The 16601-nt window shown below is 66.7% G+C and carries 17 protein-coding genes; 10 read left to right on the top strand and 7 right to left on the bottom strand.

Annotation, left to right across the window (positions count from 1 at the left end; translation table 11 throughout):
- Positions 1–37 precede the first annotated feature (37 nt).
- From HTY53_RS01255 to HTY53_RS01230, 6 genes are all read right to left on the bottom strand, one after another.
- Positions 38–1075, bottom strand: a complete 1038-nt coding sequence (locus HTY53_RS01255; RefSeq protein WP_174104565.1) for a response regulator — start codon at positions 1073–1075, stop codon at positions 38–40.
- A gap of 187 nt (positions 1076–1262) precedes the next feature.
- Complete coding sequence (locus tag HTY53_RS01250; protein WP_174104564.1) at positions 1263–2726, bottom strand: NAD(P)(+) transhydrogenase (Re/Si-specific) subunit beta; 1464 nt, start codon at positions 2724–2726, stop codon at positions 1263–1265.
- Entirely contained in the window at positions 2723–3067 is a 345-nt protein-coding gene (locus tag HTY53_RS01245) for an NAD(P) transhydrogenase subunit alpha (RefSeq protein ID WP_174104563.1), read from the bottom strand. Before HTY53_RS01245 ends, HTY53_RS01250 begins: the two co-directional genes overlap by 4 nt.
- Positions 3068–3143: 76 nt before the next feature.
- On the bottom strand, positions 3144–4331 hold the full coding sequence (locus tag HTY53_RS01240) for an HAD family hydrolase (RefSeq protein WP_174104562.1): 1188 nt from the start codon (positions 4329–4331) through the stop codon (positions 3144–3146).
- Positions 4332–4335: 4 nt separating this feature from the next.
- Complete coding sequence (panD, locus tag HTY53_RS01235) at positions 4336–4698, bottom strand: aspartate 1-decarboxylase (RefSeq protein ID WP_006577190.1); 363 nt, start codon at positions 4696–4698, stop codon at positions 4336–4338.
- A 156-nt stretch (positions 4699–4854) separates the two neighbouring features.
- Entirely contained in the window at positions 4855–5976 is a 1122-nt protein-coding gene (locus HTY53_RS01230; protein ID WP_174104561.1) for a Re/Si-specific NAD(P)(+) transhydrogenase subunit alpha, read from the bottom strand.
- 230 nt (positions 5977–6206) lie between these two features.
- Between HTY53_RS01230 and HTY53_RS01225 the strand changes: the two genes are divergently transcribed.
- Positions 6207–6710, top strand: a complete 504-nt coding sequence (locus tag HTY53_RS01225; protein ID WP_170265882.1) for an NUDIX hydrolase — start codon at positions 6207–6209, stop codon at positions 6708–6710.
- The gene (gene mnmA / locus HTY53_RS01220) at positions 6707–7855 is read left to right on the top strand and encodes a tRNA 2-thiouridine(34) synthase MnmA (protein ID WP_302480460.1); all 1149 of its coding nucleotides are present in this window, start codon (positions 6707–6709) and stop codon (positions 7853–7855) included. Before HTY53_RS01225 ends, mnmA begins: the two co-directional genes overlap by 4 nt.
- A gap of 60 nt (positions 7856–7915) precedes the next feature.
- On the opposite strand, the gene HTY53_RS01215 is transcribed toward mnmA, so the two are convergent.
- On the bottom strand, positions 7916–8530 hold the full coding sequence (locus HTY53_RS01215) for a glutathione S-transferase family protein (RefSeq protein ID WP_174104560.1): 615 nt from the start codon (positions 8528–8530) through the stop codon (positions 7916–7918).
- 437 nt (positions 8531–8967) lie between these two features.
- Between HTY53_RS01215 and purB the strand changes: the two genes are divergently transcribed.
- The 8 genes from purB (at position 8968) to HTY53_RS01175 (ending at position 16596) form a co-directional block, all read left to right on the top strand.
- Entirely contained in the window at positions 8968–10359 is a 1392-nt protein-coding gene (gene purB / locus HTY53_RS01210; protein ID WP_174104559.1) for an adenylosuccinate lyase, read from the top strand.
- A gap of 233 nt (positions 10360–10592) precedes the next feature.
- Positions 10593–10835 carry an antitoxin gene (locus tag HTY53_RS01205; protein ID WP_174104558.1) on the top strand — a complete coding sequence of 81 codons (243 nt, stop codon included), beginning with the start codon at positions 10593–10595 and terminating at the stop codon, positions 10833–10835.
- Positions 10835–11236: a type II toxin-antitoxin system VapC family toxin gene (locus HTY53_RS01200; RefSeq protein WP_174104557.1), complete on the top strand. Its 402-nt coding sequence runs from the start codon at positions 10835–10837 to the stop codon at positions 11234–11236. Before HTY53_RS01205 ends, HTY53_RS01200 begins: the two co-directional genes overlap by 1 nt.
- Positions 11237–11406: 170 nt before the next feature.
- Positions 11407–11955, top strand: coding sequence for a cytochrome b (locus HTY53_RS01195; protein ID WP_174104556.1), 549 nt, complete (start codon positions 11407–11409; stop codon positions 11953–11955).
- A gap of 94 nt (positions 11956–12049) precedes the next feature.
- Positions 12050–12622 (top strand): YceI family protein, encoded by a 573-nt coding sequence (locus HTY53_RS01190; protein ID WP_174104555.1) that lies wholly within the window; start codon positions 12050–12052, stop codon positions 12620–12622.
- A 133-nt stretch (positions 12623–12755) separates the two neighbouring features.
- On the top strand, positions 12756–13346 hold the full coding sequence (locus tag HTY53_RS01185) for a YceI family protein (RefSeq protein ID WP_174104554.1): 591 nt from the start codon (positions 12756–12758) through the stop codon (positions 13344–13346).
- Between the two features lie 506 nt (positions 13347–13852).
- On the top strand, positions 13853–15244 hold the full coding sequence (locus HTY53_RS01180; RefSeq protein ID WP_174104553.1) for an SAM-dependent methyltransferase: 1392 nt from the start codon (positions 13853–13855) through the stop codon (positions 15242–15244).
- Positions 15245–15264: 20 nt separating this feature from the next.
- On the top strand, positions 15265–16596 hold the full coding sequence (locus HTY53_RS01175) for a sensor histidine kinase (RefSeq protein WP_174104552.1): 1332 nt from the start codon (positions 15265–15267) through the stop codon (positions 16594–16596).
- The last annotated feature ends 5 nt before the right edge of the window (positions 16597–16601 follow it).

Below are 16601 nucleotides of genomic sequence, written 5' to 3'. Positions count from 1 at the left end.
CTCCCTCTCCCGCAAGCGGGAGAAGGAGCAAGCAGGCTCAGCGCCCCGTCAGGCTGCCTTCGTTGCGCTCGAACTCGGTCAGGAAGCTCTTGAGGCTGACCACCGGTTCGTCGAGCAGGTGGCGCGGCAGGTCGAACAGCGCATACAGGAATTCCTCGCGGCCCTCGACGCGCTCGGCCGGCAGGCAGTACTGCTCCCAGTCGACGCAGGCGGGGGTGTACATGCCGTTGCCGGGCCAGAAGAACGGCACGATGCGGCCCTCGCGCAGGCCTTCAGTCAGCGCCGCCGGCGCGTCGTAGGCCTCGGCCGACTCGACCTGGCTGGCCAGGCTGGTGCGCGTTTCGATCACCATCAGCGTGGCCTGCCCCTGTGCGGTCAGCAGCAGGATGCCGGCCGGATTGGGGTACAGGTAGTACTCGACGAAGCCGTAGCGCGCCGCCAGCTGGCGCACGCGCTCGGCCATGGCGGCATCGGACAGGAACGAGAACGAGTGCCGCGTCAGCAGGTCGCGCAGCGTGTGCGACAGCGTGGTGAAGTACTGCTGCTGCAGGGCGTCGATCTCCTGGTCCAGCCGCTCGACCATGTTGCTGTCGTGCTTCTTGACGTAGCGGTCGATCAGGCCGTGGTTGAAGCCCTGCACGGCGACGCCTTCATCGGCGGTGCCGGTCAGCAGGATGGTCTTGCACGGCAGGTCCTGCAGCGCGCGGCAGAACTCCAGCCCATCCATCTGCGGCATCGAATAGTCGACCACGATCACGCCCGGCTGCACGAAGCGGTGAATGTCGTGGATCTGCCGGTGGATGCGGTCGATATCGAGCTGCACGGTACGGCGCTCGGTAAGGAAGGTCAGGTCGTCGTGCGTGACGCGCACCGGCAGGAAGCCGGTGAAACGCGTGGTGTAGGCCTCCCGGATCCACTGCAGGGCCTCGCGCGGGTCGGTGAAGGTGATCACCGGTCGGGTCCGGTCCATCTGGAAGACCAGGCTGTCCATGAAGGAGCGGCTGTCGTCGACCAGCACGGTCAGGATCGGATGTTGGAAGACCGGCAGATGCCTGTCCTGCGGATTGAATGTCATGTCGCGTGCGACCCCGGGAGGCGAGAAGCGGGTCCGGCTGCGGAAGGGAACGCGGGGGCCGGCGCCAGGGCCGTCATGGCCGGCGCATGCCGGCCCGCGGCCGAGGGCCAGTATAGCGCGGCGGTGCGGGGGCGCAACCGGCCCCGCGGGGGGCCGGCAATGCGGGAACGCAGCGGGGACCGCTCGCTCAGGCGACCGCCTTGACCATGTCCTCGACCACCTTCTTGGCGTCGCCGAACACCATCATCGTCTTGTCCATGTAGAACAGCTCGTTGTCCAGCCCGGCGTAGCCGGCGGCCATCGAGCGCTTGTTGACGATGATGGTCTTGGCCTTGTAGGCCTCGAGGATCGGCATGCCGGCGATCGGCGAGTTCGGGTCGGTCTTGGCCGCCGGGTTGACCACGTCGTTGGCGCCGAGCACCAGCACCACGTCGGCCTGGCCGAACTCGCTGTTGATGTCCTCCATCTCGAAGACCTGGTCGTACGGCACCTCGGCCTCGGCGAGCAGCACGTTCATGTGGCCCGGCATGCGGCCCGCGACCGGGTGGATCGCGTATTTGACCGTGACGCCCTTCTCCGACAGCATCTCCGTCAGCTCCTTGAGCGCATGCTGGGCGCGCGCCACCGCCAGGCCGTAGCCGGGCACGATGATCACGGTCTCGGCATTGCCCATCAGGAAGGCCGCGTCGTCCGGCGAGCCCGACTTGACGTTGCGCTGCGCCTGAGCGCCGGCCGTGGCCGCGCTGCCGGCTTCGCCGCCGAAGCCGCCGAGGATCACGTTGAAGAACGAGCGGTTCATCGCCCGGCACATGATGTACGACAGGATCGCACCGGAGGAGCCCACCAGCGAGCCGGCGATGATCAGCATCGGGTTGTTCAGCGAGAAGCCGATGCCGGCGGCCGCCCAGCCCGAATACGAGTTCAGCATCGACACCACCACCGGCATGTCGGCGCCGCCGATCGGGATGATGATCAGCACGCCGAGCACGAAGGCGATCGCCAGCATCACCAGGAAGGGCACCCACTCCTGCGTCATGAAGAAGGCGATGCCGAAGCCGACCATCGCGACCGCCAGCGCAAGGTTCAGCCAGTGCTGGCCGGAGAACACCACCGGCGCGCCCTGGAACAGCCGGAACTTGTAGCGCCCGGCCAGCTTGCCGAAGGCGATCACCGAGCCGGAGAACGTGATGGCGCCGACGAAGCAGCCGATGAACAGCTCGATGCGGTTGCCCAGCGGGATCTCGTGCGAGCCGGCCGCGGTGATGCCGAAGGCCGCCGGTTCGGCCACCGCCGCGATGGCGATGAAGACCGCCGCCAGGCCGATCAGCGAGTGCATCGCCGCGACCAGTTCCGGCATCTTGGTCATCTCGACCTTCTTCGCGACGTAGGCGCCGATGCCGCCGCCGACCACCAGCCCGGCCAGGATCAGGCCGAGTCCGGTGCCGATCGACGACTGGCCGATGCCGGCGGCCAGGAACTCGTTCTTCAGCTTGACGATCAGCGCGACGGTGGTCAGCGCGGCGATCGCCATGCCGATCATGCCGAAGGCATTGCCGCGGCGCGCGGTGGCCGGGTGCGAGAGCCCCTTCAGGGCCTGGATGAAGCAGACCGAGGCCACCAGGTAGAGCAGCGTGACGACGTTCATGCTCATTGCGCGCCCTCCTTGCTGCCCGTTTGCGTTGCCTGGCCCGCGGCCTTCTTCGGCTCCTTCTTCTTGAACATCTCCAGCATGCGCTGGGTCACCAGGAAGCCGCCGAACACGTTGACCGCGGCCAGTGCGACGGCCAGCGTGCCCATCGCGCGGCCGACGCCGCCTTCGGTGAGCCCGGCGGCCAGCATCGCCCCGACGATGATGATCGCCGAGATCGCGTTGGTGACCGCCATCAGCGGGGTATGCAGCGCCGGCGTGACCGTCCAGACCACGTGATAACCCACGTAGATCGCCAGCACGAAGATGATCAGGTTGATCACCGTGTGGTTCACCATCTCCATCGACTTCTCCTCCCGTTGCTTGAATTCGGTTGCCCGCGGCTTCCCGCTGTGATCCGCTGCGGCTCGCTGTGGCCCGCTATGGCGCGGCCGGCCTTGCCATTGGCTCGCCGGCCAGCGACCGCGTCGGCGCCGACGGCGCCACGAACACGCGCTCCCAGTCCCGCCGCATGCTGACCACGGTCCAGCGGTGCGCGGCGGCCGCCTTCAGCGACGCGCCGTCGGGCTCGGTGTAGGCGGACTCGCGCTGCGCGTCGTCATGGTCGATCAGCAGCTGGAACGACGGCCCGCGCCGTCCCTGGCTGTAGGCCAGCATCGCGATATCGCCGGCGCCGCCGACATTGCCGGCCGCGAACACCGGCCGCTTGCCGATCTGCAGCGCGATATTGGCGGGTTTGTTCTCTTTGTCGTTGAAGCTGTCCACGCGCGGCTCGCGCCAGACCGCATTGCCCTGTGCGGTCTCCCGAAAGCGCAGTGCCAGCCGCGAGCCGATCACCTGCTGTGGCGCGATGCCGTAGTAGTCCGCGGCGAAGGCGCGCATGAAGTCGGCGGTGGAACCGGCGCACAGCCAGGTCTGGTAGCCGCTTGCGCGCAAATAGCCGAGCAGTTCCAGCATCGGCTGGTAGATGCCGTCGCGCAGCGGCGCGCGGCTGCGGGGATGGCGGGCGACCGCAAGGAAGCGCCGGGCCTCGTCCTGAAACGATTCGACGGCGGTGTTGCCGTACACCGCGTGCAGCAGCTGCAGCGCCGCGGCGTCGCCGCGCTGCAGATAGCCGCGCGGATCGGCGAGGAATTCGCGATAGGGACTTTGCGCGCCCAGCGTGGGGTCCGCCTCGGTGCGCGCGCGAGCCAGATGCGCGACGAACAGCAACTCCGCGCGCGGGTCCTCGCGCCACAGCGTGCCGTCGTTGTCGAAGAGGGCGATGCGGTCGGCCGGGGCGACGAAGTCGGGGCCGCCTTCGGTGGTGGTGTCGCGCACGAAGCGCAGGATCGCCTGTTTGGCCGCGCCGTCGCGCCAGGAGGGCAGCGGGTCGGCCGCGATCGTGGCGTTGGCGGGGGAGGGAGCCGCCGCGGCCGCAGTGGCCGCAGTAGCCGCAGTAGCCGCAGTAGCCGCAGTAGCCGCGGCACCGCTATCGCGCGGTGCCGATACGCCGGCGCAGGCCGCACAACCCGCCGCCACGGCAACGGCGAGCCAGCGGCGCCATGCGCCAAGGCCACCGTTGGCATGCCGGGACTGCGGGCGAGACTGCCTGCGCGCGGCGATCATGGGATCACACCTTCTTGATTTCCTTGATGCGGTTGTTGTCGTCGACCAGCACGATCTTCGGCTTGTAGTCGGCCAGTTCCGCGTCGCTCATCGGCGCGTAGGTGCAGATGATCAGGTGGTCGCCCAGATGGGCGCGGCGCGCGGCGGCGCCATTCAGCGAGATCTCGCCGGTGCCGCGCTTGCCCTTGATGATGTAGGTCGAGAAACGCTCGCCGTTGTTGACGTTGTAGAGCTCGATCTTCTCGTACTCCTTCATGTCCGCCGCGTCGAGCAGATCCTCGTCGATGCCGCACGACCCCTCGTAGTGCAGGTCGGCCTGCGTCACGGTGACGCGATGCAGCTTGGCGCGCAGAATGATGCGTTGCATGGTGTTGCTTTCCTTCGTTGATGCTGGCGCCGCGACGGCTCGAACGTTGGCCGCGGCACCGTGAAAACGCGCCCGGGATGGGCGCGGGTTGAATCGATTGGAGGGTCGGCGCGGCCGGCGCGCCGATCGCACAGGCAGCGCCGCGCCGGCAGCCGCTCAGGCGGCCTGGCGGGCCAGCGCCCCGTCCTTGCTGATCAGGCAGGCCGCGACGATATCGTCTTCCGGGTTGATTGTCAGCTTGCCGTCCTTGTCGACGATCAGCTTGAGGAAGTCGAGCACGTTGCGCGCGTACAGTGCCGAGGCGTCGGCCGCGACCATGCTGGCCAGATTGGTGTAGCCGACCAGCGTCACGCCATGGCGCTCGACCACTTCGTCGGCCACGGTCAACGGGCAGTTGCCGCCTTGCGCGGCAGCCAGGTCGACCACCACCGAGCCCGGTTTCATCGCCTGCACGGTTTCTTCCTTCAGCAGCACCGGCGCGCGTCGGCCCGGGATCAGCGCGGTCGTGATGACGATATCGGCCTGCTTCGCGCGCTCGTGCACGAGCGCCGCCTGGCGCTGCATCCAGCCCGCCGGCATCGGCCGCGCATAGCCGCCGACGCCTTGCGCGATCTCGCGCTCCTCGTCGGTTTCGAATGGCACGTCGAGAAACTTCGCGCCCAGCGATTCGATCTGTTCCTTGACCGCGGGCCGCACGTCGGAGGCCTCGATCACCGCGCCCAGCCGTTTCGCGGTCGCGATCGCCTGCAGCCCGGCCACGCCGGCGCCGAGGATCAGCACGCGCGCGGCCTTGACCGTACCGGCGGCGGTCATCAGCATCGGCATGAAGCGCTGGTAGTGATTGGCGGCGACGAGCACGGCCTTGTAGCCGGCGATATTGGCCTGCGAGGACAGCACGTCCATGCTTTGCGCGCGGGTCGTGCGCGGCGCGGCCTCGAGCGCGAAGGCGACGATGCCCGCGGCGGCCATGCGCGCATTGTTGTCGGCATCGAACGGGTCGAGCATGCCGACCAGCGCGGTGCCGGGCCGGATCTGCGCGAGTTCCTGCGCGTCGGGCGCGCGCACCTTCAACACGAGTTCGGCGCCAAACGCGCGGGCCGCATCGACGATGCTGGCGCCGGCTGCCTCGTAGGCCGCGTCCGGACAGCTGGCACGCATACCGGCACCGCTTTGCACGAGCACCTGATGGCCTTGGGCGACGTACTTCTTGACGGTCTCGGGGGTGGCGGCGACACGCGCTTCGCCGGCCCGTGTCTCCAGCGGGATACCGATCTGCATCGTCAGCTTCTCCTGTTGCGGTGCCGCTCCGGGCTACGGCCGGGCAGGCATCCGGGCTCGCTTGTCGGCGCCGCTGTCCAGCGCAGCGCACAATTTTTCCGCAGCTTACAGGAATCTGACGGCAATGGGTGCGATCGGGATACGCTCGCCGCGGGGCCCGGTGCGGTGCGCCCCGCTGCAGCGCGCAGCGCCAGCCGGTAGAATGCCGGATTGCCTAAAACTTGTGCATCATGTCCCAAGACTGGAAAACCAGCGTCACCGTGGCGGCCGTGATCGAACGCGGCGGCCGCTTCCTGCTGGTCGAAGAAGAAACCCGCGACGGCCTGAAGCTGAACCAACCTGCCGGCCATCTGGATCCGGGCGAGAGCCTGGTGCGCGCCGTGATCCGCGAAACGCTGGAAGAAACGGCGCACAGCTTCGAGCCGCGCGCGCTGCTCGGTTGCTATCTGGCGGGCTCGGTGACCTCGCCGACCGGCCAGCATCCCGAGGGCGACATCACCTATGTGCGCTTCGCCTTTACCGGCGATCTGGGTCCGCTCGACAGCGGCCGCCCGCTCGATACCGGCATCGTGCGCACCGTCTGGCTCAGCGCCGACGAGATCCGCGCCTGCCCGGAACGCCATCGCTCGCCGCTGGTGCTGGCCTGTGTCGAGGACTATCTAGCCGGCAAGCGCTTCGCGCTCGACGCGCTGTACACGCATCCGTCGGCGTTGATGCAGGGAGCGCTGCCATGAGCGCCGTCACGAGCGCCGTCACGAGCGACGTCACTTCGGCCCGCCCCGAACTGAATCCCGGCATCGGCCGCGGCGAACGCGTGGTGGTCGGCATGTCGGGCGGCGTGGACTCGTCGGTCACCGCCTGGCTGCTCAAGCAGCAGGGCTACGAGGTGGTCGGCCTGTTCATGAAGAACTGGGAGGACGACGACGACAGCGAGTACTGCTCGACGCGCCAGGACTGGCTCGACGTGGTGTCGGTGGCCGACCTGATCGGCGTCGACGTCGAGGCGGTCAACTTCGCCGCCGAGTACAAGGACCGCGTGTTCGCCGATTTCCTGCGGGAGTATTCGGCCGGGCGCACGCCCAATCCCGACGTGCTATGCAACGCCGAGATCAAGTTCAAGGCCTTCCTGGACCATGCGATGTCGCTCGGCGCCGAGCGCATCGCCACCGGCCACTATGCGCGCGTGCGCCAGGGCGAGCACGGCCGCTTCGAACTGCTGAAGGCGCTGGACCATACCAAGGACCAGAGCTACTTCCTGCACCGGCTGAACCAGGTGCAGCTATCGCGCACGCTGTTCCCGCTGGGCGAGATCCCGAAGACCCAGGTCCGCGAGATCGCTGCGGAAATCGGCCTGCCCAATGCAAAGAAGAAGGATTCCACCGGGATCTGCTTTATTGGCGAGCGTCCATTCCGGGATTTTCTGAATCGCTATCTGCCGACCAAGCCCGGTCCGATGAAAACGCCTGACGGCAAGGTGGTGGGCGAGCATATCGGCCTGGCGTTCTACACGCTGGGCCAGCGCAAGGGCATCGGCCTCGGTGGCAGCCGCGATGGCAGCGGCGATGCCTGGTACGTCGCGCGCAAGGACATGGCATCGAACACGCTGTACGTGGTGCAGGGGCACGATCATCCGTGGCTGCTGTCGTCGACGTTGCGCGCGGCCGACCTGTCGTGGGTTGCCGGCGAAGCGCCGCTCGCGGGCACGGCGCTCAGCGCCAAGACGCGCTATCGGCAGAGCGATGCGCCGTGCGTGGTCGACGCGGTCGATGGCGACAACCTGCGGCTGCGCTTCCACGAGGCGCAGTGGGCCGTCACGCCCGGGCAATCCGCGGTGCTGTACGACGGCGAGGTTTGCCTGGGCGGGGGCATCATCCAGTGATGCCGCCCACGCCGTCGTCGAGCGACGGCGCGATCGTGGCGTTCGTGGGCCCGGAGGTGTTCAGCCCCGCGGCGGCTCCGTATCGATGAACGATTGGCGCTTGCTGACCTTGTCGTGGAAGGCGACCAGATTGGGATGGCGCTCGCGCCAGGCGATGTCCGGGAAGCGGAAGTCCAGATAGGACAGGGCGCAGCCGACCGCGACGTCGGCAAGAGAGTAATGGTTGCCGGCGCACCAGCTGCGATCGGCCAGGCCGTTGGCCATCGCCACCAGTGCACTTTCGATCTTGCCGAGCTGACGGCGCACCCAGCGCTCGCTGCGTTCGGCGGGCTCGCGCTGGGTGTGTTCCAGCCGCGCCAGCAGCGCCGCGTCCAGCAGGCCGTCGGCCAGCGCCTCCCAGCAGCGCACCTCGAGCCGCTCGCGGCTGCCCTGCGGGATCATGCGGCTGACGGGCGTCAGCGTGTCGACGTATTCGACGATCACGCGTGAATCGAATACCGCGCCGCCGTCTTCCATCACCAGGCAGGGCACCTTGCCGAGGGGATTGAATTGACCGATCTCCGTGTCCGGCGACCACACGTCGACTTCGACCATCTGATAGTCGATCTTCTTCTCGGCCATCACCACGCGCACCTTGCGCGCGTAAGGGCTGGTCTGCGATGCGTACAGCTTCATGTTCTCCCCTTGAGCTCGTTATGAAGTGCATCGGGCGCTCCGCGGCGGGAGCGGCTGGCCTCGTGCGCCGGCGGTGGCGCGCGGGTCCGGTCTGCCTTGATGCACTTCGTAACAGGCTACTGGCTCGGCGTGGCGAGTATAACCGCCCGTGAGGCCGTTCCGGCGCGGCGCCGGCGCACGAGGCCGGCCCGGCGGGACAGCCCTGCAACACTGGCCACGATGGCGCGGCGCAGCGGGGAGGGCGGTGGTAAAATCGCGGCTTTCCAGCGCCGGCTGCCAGGCCGGTGCCCCGGATCGCTCCGGAACGGTCGCCCGGCTTTGCATGCGCTCAAGTACATGGGATGTGCCAGCGCAGCTCGCCGCTATCGCGTGCGCCAACTGCGCCTGCCGACACCGTTCCAGGTTTCCCTCTTGATTCCCTCCCGCCGTCTGCCAGCATGTCTGCTACCGCCTCCCCCGCCGCGCTCTCGCCGCTCACCGCCCTGTCCCCGATCGATGGCCGCTATGCCGCCAAGGCCGACCCGCTGCGCGAATGGCTGTCCGAGGCCGCCTTCATGCGCCATCGCGTCAAGGTCGAAGTCCACTGGCTGATCGCGCTCGCCCGCACCGGCCTGCCCGACATGCCGAAGTTCTCGGCGCAGTCCGAAGCCGCGCTGCTGGCGCTGGTCGACAACTTCAGCGAGGCCGACGCGGCGCGGATCAAGGAGATCGAGGCCGTCACCAATCACGACGTCAAGGCGGTCGAGTACTGGATGAAGGAGCGCGTGCAGGACAACGCGGAACTGGTTGCGGCCAGCGAGTTCATCCACTTCGCCTGCACCTCCGAGGACATCAACAACACCTCGCACGGCATGATGCTCAAGGGCGCCCGCGACAGCGTGCTGGTGCCGACGCTGCGGCGCGTGCATGCGCGGCTGGTGGAACTGGCGCACGCCAACGCCCGCGAGCCGATGCTCTCGCGCACGCACGGCCAGCCGGCCAGCCCGACCACGCTGGGCAAGGAGATGGCCAACGTGGCCGCCCGCCTGGCGCGCGCGATCGAGCGGATCGAGCGCGTCGAGCTGCTCGGCAAGATGAACGGCGCCGTCGGCAACTACAACGCCCACCTGTCCGCCTATCCCGAGTTCGACTGGGAAGCCTTCTCGTGCGATGTCATCGAGAACCGGCTGGGCCTGGCCTTCAATCCGTACACGATCCAGATCGAGCCGCACGACTACATGGCCGAGCTGTTCGACGCGGTGGCCCGCGCCAACACCATCCTGCTGGACCTGGACCGCGACGTCTGGGGCTATATCTCGCTGGGCTACTTCAAGCAGAAGACCAAGGCCGGCGAAATCGGCTCGTCGACGATGCCGCACAAGGTCAATCCGATCGACTTCGAGAACTCCGAGGGCAATCTGGGCCTGGCCAACGCGCTGCTGCGCCACCTGTCGGAGAAGCTGCCGGTCTCGCGCTGGCAGCGCGACCTGACCGACTCGACGGTGCTGCGCAATATCGGCGTCGCCTTCGGCTACAGCCTGCTGGCCTACGAGGCCTGCCTGCGCGGCCTGGGCAAGCTCGAAACCAACCCGGAGCGGCTGGCCGAGGATCTGGACAACTGCTGGGAAGTGCTGGCCGAACCGGTGCAGACCGTGATGCGCCGCCACGGCATCGCCAATCCGTACGAACAACTGAAGGAACTGACCCGCGGCAAGGGCATCTCGCGCGAGGCGCTGCGCACCTTCATCGAAGGGCTGGCGATCCCCGACGAGGCCAAGGCCCGCCTGCTGGCGATGACGCCGGGCAGCTATATCGGAGCGGCGGTGGAGCTGGCGGAGCGGTTGAAATGATGGAATAGGGTCGCGGCATCGGATCGCGCCTCGCGTCCTGTTCCACCGAGCCGCCCATGGGGCGGCTTTTTGCTTCCTGCCGGCTATAACGCACCGTTACGGGACTTCGTCGAATGATGTCCGCGCCTCCTATTTCACAACCGGGCCGAGTCGATACCATCGCACAGATGGCCGGAAGCCTGGCGCCGCCGCTGCAATTGGCATATGCTTTGCCATATGCCAAGGAGTGCAGCATGACCACGAACACCGAAGCCCGGCATGTGCGGCTTTTCCGCAATGGCCGCAATCAGGCCGTCCGGATACCGCGCGAATTCGAGCTACCTGGAGAAGAGGCCATCATGCGTCGAGAGGGCGACAAATTGATTATCGAACCCATTCCCGTGACCTCGTTTCGCGCGCTTCTGGCGCAATGGGAGCCGCTGGACGAGACGTGGCCGGACATTGATGACCGGCCTGCCGAACCGGTAGATCTCTGATGCCCTTTTATCTGCTCGACACGAACATCGTGTCGGTCGCCCTGCGAGATACGCGCGGCGCTTGTGCCGCGCGTATCGGGACGATGGACGCCGCGGCGTTGTGCACGTCCATTGTCGTGGCCGCTGAATTGCGCTTTGGTGTTGCCAAGAAAGGCTCTGCCGAGTTGGCACGCCGAGTGGAACAGGCCCTGAGCACCCTTCGCGTGCTGCCGCTCGATGGCGACGTCGATCGCCACTATGGCCGCTTGCGTGCCGGTCTGGAGCGTTGCGGCCAGCCGATAGGCGCCAACGATATGTTGATCGCCGCGCATGCCCTCGCGATCGACGCTGTGCTCGTGACCGACAACGTGTCCGAGTTTTCCCGCGTGCCGGATTTGCGGTATGAAAACTGGCTGGCCTGAGGAAATTCACGGTCTTGATGGATCGCCCGCAAGTTCCGCACAGACATAGCCTTCAAATGCTTTGAACGACTCAATGAACTTCCGCCTTCCCGACGTCACTTTCCGGACGCAATAATGCGAGAATTAACAGCGTCTGCCGAAAGAATAAAGACCGAAGCCGGATTTCATCGATGCGTTCCACTCCCCCCGCGCGCTATGGCGCGACCGCGATCGGTCTGCACTGGATCATCGCACTGCTGATCTTCGCAGCCTTCGGGCTCGGTCTTTACATGACCGACATCCCGGGCTTCACGCCGACCAAGCTCAAGCTGTACTCCTGGCACAAATGGCTGGGCGTGACGGTGTTCGCGCTGGCGGTGCTGCGCGTGCTCTGGCGCCTGACCCATGCCGCCCCGGCGCCGGTGGCCGGCATGCCGGCCTGGCAGGCCGGCGCGGCCAAGGCCGCCCACTGGCTGCTCTATCTGCTGATCCTGGTGGTACCGGTGACCGGCTATCTGTACAGCCTCGCCGCCGGCGTGCCGGTCGTCTATCTGGGTGTGTGGCCGCTGCCGCAGCTGATCGAGCCGAACGACGCGCTGAAGGAAACGCTGAAGTTGGCCCATATCTGGCTGAACTATCTGATGGCCGCGATCGTCGTCGTCCATGCCGCCGCCGCGCTGAAGCACCAGTGGCTCGACCGCGACGGCACGCTCGGCCGCATGCTGCCGTTCCTGCGTTGAGTCCGGCGAAAAACCGCGAGAATCCCCAGAATCCGTGAGAAGCCGCCCGATTCCCGTTGTTCCGCATTGACCGAATCAAAACGAGGAGCCCTCGATGAAACGTATTCCCCGTCCCGGTGCCTTGCTGCTGGCCGCGTCGCTGGCCTGCGCCGGATTTGCCGCCAATCTCGCCGCCGCGCAACTCGATGCCGGCAAGAGCTCGGTGACCGCCGTCGCGCGCCAGATCGGCGTGCCGATGGAAGGCAAGTTCAAGCGATTTGCCGCCGCGGTGGACTTCGATCCGGCCAAGCTGGCCGCCTCCAGCGCCAAGGTCGAGATCGACGTGGCGAGCTTCGAGATCGGCGATGCCGCTACCACCAAGGAGGTCAAGGGCAAGGACTGGTTCGATGCTGCGCGCTTTCCCAAGGCAGTGTTCGAATCGACCGGCATCAAGCCCGCCGCGGCCGGCAAGTTCGATGTCGCGGGCAAGCTGACCATCAAGGGCAAGACCGTGGACGTGGTGGTGCCCGCGACCTATCGCCAGGAAGGTGCCAACCAGGTCTTCGAGGGGGTCCTGCCGATCAAGCGCAGCGTCTTCAATATCGGCGAGGGCGAGTGGAAGGACACCTCGGTGGTCGCCGACGAGGTCCAGATCAAGTTCCGTCTCGTCACGAACGCCCGGTCCTGAACCCGCACCGCCCGAAGCACTGCCCCGAGGCATTGTCCCCGGCATTGTCCCGGATTCGCGATCTCACCCTGAAACCACCGTTACCATCGTCGCCGGACCAACCCGGCGAACCCAACCGCTTACCGGAGAACCCATGAAACTGCGTACCGCCGCCGCCATCCTCGCCGCCGCTTCCGCCACCGCCTTCGCTGGCCTTGCCTCGGCTGCCGCCGTGACCTACAACCTCGATCCGACCCATACGTATCCGAGCTTCGAGGCCGATCACCTGGGCGGGCTGTCCAAGTGGCGCGGCAAGTTCGAGAAGTCCAGCGGCGTCGTCACGCTGGACCGCGCCGCCAGGACCGGCACGCTGGACATCAAGATCGATACCGCGTCGATCGACTTCGGCCACGGCAAGATGAACGAGCACGCCAAGAGTCCCGACATGTTCGACGTGCAGGCCTATCCCGAGGCGACCTACAAGGGCAAGTTCTCGAAGTTCGCCGGCGATGTGCCCACCGAGGTCGACGGCGTGCTGACGCTGCGCGGCGTGTCCAAGCCGGTCAAGCTGGAGATCCGCGAGTTCAAGTGCATCCAGCATCCGATGCTCAAGCGCGAGGCCTGCGGTGCGGACGCCTATGCCACCTTCAACCGCGCCGACTTCGGCATCGACTACGGCATCAAGATGGGCTTCAAGCCCGAGGTCAAGCTGGCGATCCAGGTCGAGGGCGTGCGGGCCGACTGATGCCGGGGCGCCCCGGTGCGCATCCGCATTCCCGCATCGGCATTGCCATCATTGCCGTTCGAGGGCCGGTTTCATCCGGCCCTTTTTCATTGGCGGCAACCCTCCCGCGGTGGGGGGCATGTGGGGCGGCTCCCCCTCGTTGGGATGAGGGTCGTTGTCCGTGACAGGGGCCCACAGTACAATCGGTCGCTGATTCGCACCTGGCGGCCCCGGGAGCGAGACCGGGGCCGCCGTCGCCCGCTCGCGTTCGAGGCCGCTGCCGGCCGGCTTTCGGTCAGGCTGCTGGCCCGCATCGGCCTGTCGTTGGCCCCGCGGCAGTCCCGCAGCCTGCCCTTCGCCGCTCACTTCCCGATCAGGATCGCAAGCGTATGCCCAACCCCTAGTTTCCGCGCATCGCCTTCGCCGAGCCGTTCGCGAGTTCCTTCGCCCATGCCGCGCCGGACCGTTCCGACCCCTGTGTCGGCATGAGCCAGCCGCATTCTTCGGATTTTCCCTGGCGCAAAACCGTGTACTCCCAAACGCAAATTGATCCGGTGGTCAGCTTCCGCAACTCGCAGGGCGAGCAGGTGCGGGGCACGATCATTAATCTCCAGAGAAAATCTCTGGTGATGGAAGTCTATAACCCGTACTCGATTGTCCAGGTCAGCGAGGTATTGAGCGACCTGAGCGTGAGGATCGGGGCCAAGAACGCCTATCTTGGCAAAGCGGTGGTGATGAGCCTGGTCAATACCGGTCTCACGGCGGTGGTCTCGCTGACGCTGATCGACGAATGGCGCGAGCTGAGCGACCTGCCCAACGAGCCGCGCTCGGTGGGCCGCGAGGCGGAGCTGTTCGTCAGCGACTGGGACACGCGCTTCAACATCCGCCGCGATTACCAGATCGCCGTCAACGAGATGCGCGCCTTCCTGTCCGAGGTGTCGCGCTGGGTCGAGCAGGTGGACCTGACCGAAAGCCTGCCCAAGGTGGACGGCCGCTTGCGCGAGGACGTGTTCCAGGAGCTGGCCACGCCAATCATGGTGAAGGTCAAGTCGTACCTGGACCGGCTGGAAGGGGAGGCGGAGCGCGTCGATGTCGAGCTCGCGCCGGTGCATCGCACCTATGCGCAATCGGCGCTGCATCCGCTGCTGCTGCGCGCGCCCTTCGTCTATCGCACCTTCACCAAGCCGCTGGGCTACGCCGGCGACTACGAGATGGTCAACCAGATCCTGAGCGATCCGCAGCAAGGGCCCACCACCTACTTCCAGATCGTCAATACGGCCTTCCTGAAGGCGGCGGTCGCCACCGCGCACCGCAACCGCATCGACCTGCTGGTCGAGTTCCTCAGCCGACAGGCGGACAGCGCCCGTGCGGCGGGGCGCCCGTTCCGGGTGCTCAACGTCGGCTGCGGCCCGGCCTTCGAAATCCAGCGCTTTGCGCGCGAATACGGCGAGCCGGAGCGGCTGTCGTTCCAGCTGGTCGACTTCAGCGAAGAGACGCTCGAATTCACTCGCGGTTCGATCCATCGGGCCGCCCGGGAGGCGGGCCGCACCATGCAGGTCGAGATGGTGCACGAGTCGGTGCACGAGCTGCTCAAGCGCCGTATCGCGGTCGAGGACCCCTCGGTACGCGAGTTCGACGCGGTCTATTGCGCCGGCCTGTTCGACTATCTGTCCGACAAGGTCTGCGCCCGGCTGCTGAACCATTTCGCCGCGCGCACGCGCCCGGGCGGGCGGGTGCTGGTCACCAACGTCCATTCGAGCAATCCGGAGCGATACGGGATGGAGCATCTGCTCGAGTGGTACCTGATCTATCGCGATGAAGCGAAGATGCTGAGTCTGCTGCCCGAGCAGTCGACCGACCACCAGGTCTATGTCGACGCCACGGGCGTCAACGTATTCGCTGAAGCCACCATCTCCTGAGGCGGCGCCGCCGATCTGCCATGACTGTCAACCGACTCTATGCCGGATACCAGGCCGAACTGGCCGACTTTCGCCTGGCGTTCAGCCGCGGCGGGGCTTACACCGCCATCGTGCTGGTGCTGCTCGGCATGGGGCTCGATTACGGCCAGTATCCGGAGTGGCAGGTGCCGTTCGCGGTCGCGCGCATCATCGTCTCGATGCTGATCGCCGGCATCGTGCTGGTGCTGTACAGCCAGCACGGACGCAGGCTGGCCCCCTGGCTGACGCTGTCATGGCTGTTGCTGCCGCAGCTGATGATCGCGTGGATGATCTGGGAGACCGACGGCGTTGCCTCGCCGTACTACGTCGGCCTGAATCTGGCGATCTTCGCGTCGGGCATCGCGCTGCCGTTCGGCCTGTGGCAGAACGTGGTGTTCGGCGGCCTGTCGTACCTGTGCTACCTGGTGGCCTGCCTGCTGCATCCCGATGGCCTGCATCCGGTCGGCACCTTCCTCGTCAATTCGCTGTTCGTGCTGTTTGCCGGCGCGGCCAGCGCGGTCTACACCTACTTCAACGAGAAGGGCCGCTTCCAGTTGTTCCGGCTGAAGGAAGAACTGGCGAACAAGAACGACGAGCTCGCGCGCATCAACGAGAACCTGGCGCAGATCAAGGGCCAGCTGCTGCAGCAGGAGAAGATGGCCGCGGTCGGTACGCTGGCCGCGGGACTGCTGCACGAGGTCAACAACCCGGTCAACTTCTGCCTGATGGCAATCGAGATCGCGCTGGAGGAGCCGGAGGCCAAGGAAAGCGCCTCGCTGCAGGAATGCCTGATCGATGCCCGGCAGGGGATGCAGCGGATCCAGCATATCGTCTCGGACCTGAAGATCTTTGCCTACCGGCAGCCCGGCGCGGAGGTCGAGGGCCGGCCCTTCCTGTTCGAAAAGGCGCTCGACTCGGCCAGCCGGCTGACCGCGCACGAACTGCGCGGCGTGCGGATGACGCGCGAGCTGCCGCCCGACACCCTGGTGTTCGGCGACGAGGCGGCCATCATCGGCGTGCTGATCAATCTGTTCTCGAACGCGGCGCTGGCGATGCGCAAGGCCGGCACGGCCGCACCGGCGATCCATACCACCGTCGTGTGGAAGGACGGCCGGCTGCATGTCAACGTACGCGACAACGGCCCCGGCATCCCCAGCGAAAATCTGGCGCGCGTGTTCGAGCCCTTCTTCACCACGCGCGAGGTCGGGCAGGGGCTGGGCCTGGGGCTGTCGATCAGCTATGCGGTGATCGAGCGGCATGGCGGCGTGCTGTTCGCTGAAAGCGAACTGGGCCAGTGGGCCGCGTTCAGCTTCGATCTGCCGCGGGCGGAATGAGCGCG

Origin of the sequence: Cupriavidus gilardii, assembly GCF_013314895.1 — a bacterium.
Taxonomy (GTDB): domain Bacteria; phylum Pseudomonadota; class Gammaproteobacteria; order Burkholderiales; family Burkholderiaceae; genus Cupriavidus; species Cupriavidus gilardii_C.
The sequence above is the reverse complement of the archived record's forward strand: the minus strand, read 5'-3'. Positions and strand labels throughout refer to the sequence as shown.

Coding starts and splice junctions, on each gene's coding strand:
- HTY53_RS01255 (WP_174104565.1), bottom strand. CDS start 1,075: ATGACATTCAATCCGCAGGACAGGCATCTGCCGGTCTTCCAACATCCG.
- HTY53_RS01250 (WP_174104564.1), bottom strand. CDS start 2,726: ATGAGCATGAACGTCGTCACGCTGCTCTACCTGGTGGCCTCGGTCTGC.
- HTY53_RS01245 (WP_174104563.1), bottom strand. CDS start 3,067: ATGGAGATGGTGAACCACACGGTGATCAACCTGATCATCTTCGTGCTG.
- HTY53_RS01240 (WP_174104562.1), bottom strand. CDS start 4,331: ATGATCGCCGCGCGCAGGCAGTCTCGCCCGCAGTCCCGGCATGCCAAC.
- panD (WP_006577190.1), bottom strand. CDS start 4,698: ATGCAACGCATCATTCTGCGCGCCAAGCTGCATCGCGTCACCGTGACG.
- HTY53_RS01230 (WP_174104561.1), bottom strand. CDS start 5,976: ATGCAGATCGGTATCCCGCTGGAGACACGGGCCGGCGAAGCGCGTGTC.
- HTY53_RS01225 (WP_170265882.1), top strand. CDS start 6,207: ATGTCCCAAGACTGGAAAACCAGCGTCACCGTGGCGGCCGTGATCGAA.
- mnmA (WP_302480460.1), top strand. CDS start 6,707: ATGAGCGCCGTCACGAGCGCCGTCACGAGCGACGTCACTTCGGCCCGC.
- HTY53_RS01215 (WP_174104560.1), bottom strand. CDS start 8,530: ATGAAGCTGTACGCATCGCAGACCAGCCCTTACGCGCGCAAGGTGCGC.
- purB (WP_174104559.1), top strand. CDS start 8,968: ATGTCTGCTACCGCCTCCCCCGCCGCGCTCTCGCCGCTCACCGCCCTG.
- HTY53_RS01205 (WP_174104558.1), top strand. CDS start 10,593: ATGACCACGAACACCGAAGCCCGGCATGTGCGGCTTTTCCGCAATGGC.
- HTY53_RS01200 (WP_174104557.1), top strand. CDS start 10,835: ATGCCCTTTTATCTGCTCGACACGAACATCGTGTCGGTCGCCCTGCGA.
- HTY53_RS01195 (WP_174104556.1), top strand. CDS start 11,407: ATGCGTTCCACTCCCCCCGCGCGCTATGGCGCGACCGCGATCGGTCTG.
- HTY53_RS01190 (WP_174104555.1), top strand. CDS start 12,050: ATGAAACGTATTCCCCGTCCCGGTGCCTTGCTGCTGGCCGCGTCGCTG.
- HTY53_RS01185 (WP_174104554.1), top strand. CDS start 12,756: ATGAAACTGCGTACCGCCGCCGCCATCCTCGCCGCCGCTTCCGCCACC.
- HTY53_RS01175 (WP_174104552.1), top strand. CDS start 15,265: ATGACTGTCAACCGACTCTATGCCGGATACCAGGCCGAACTGGCCGAC.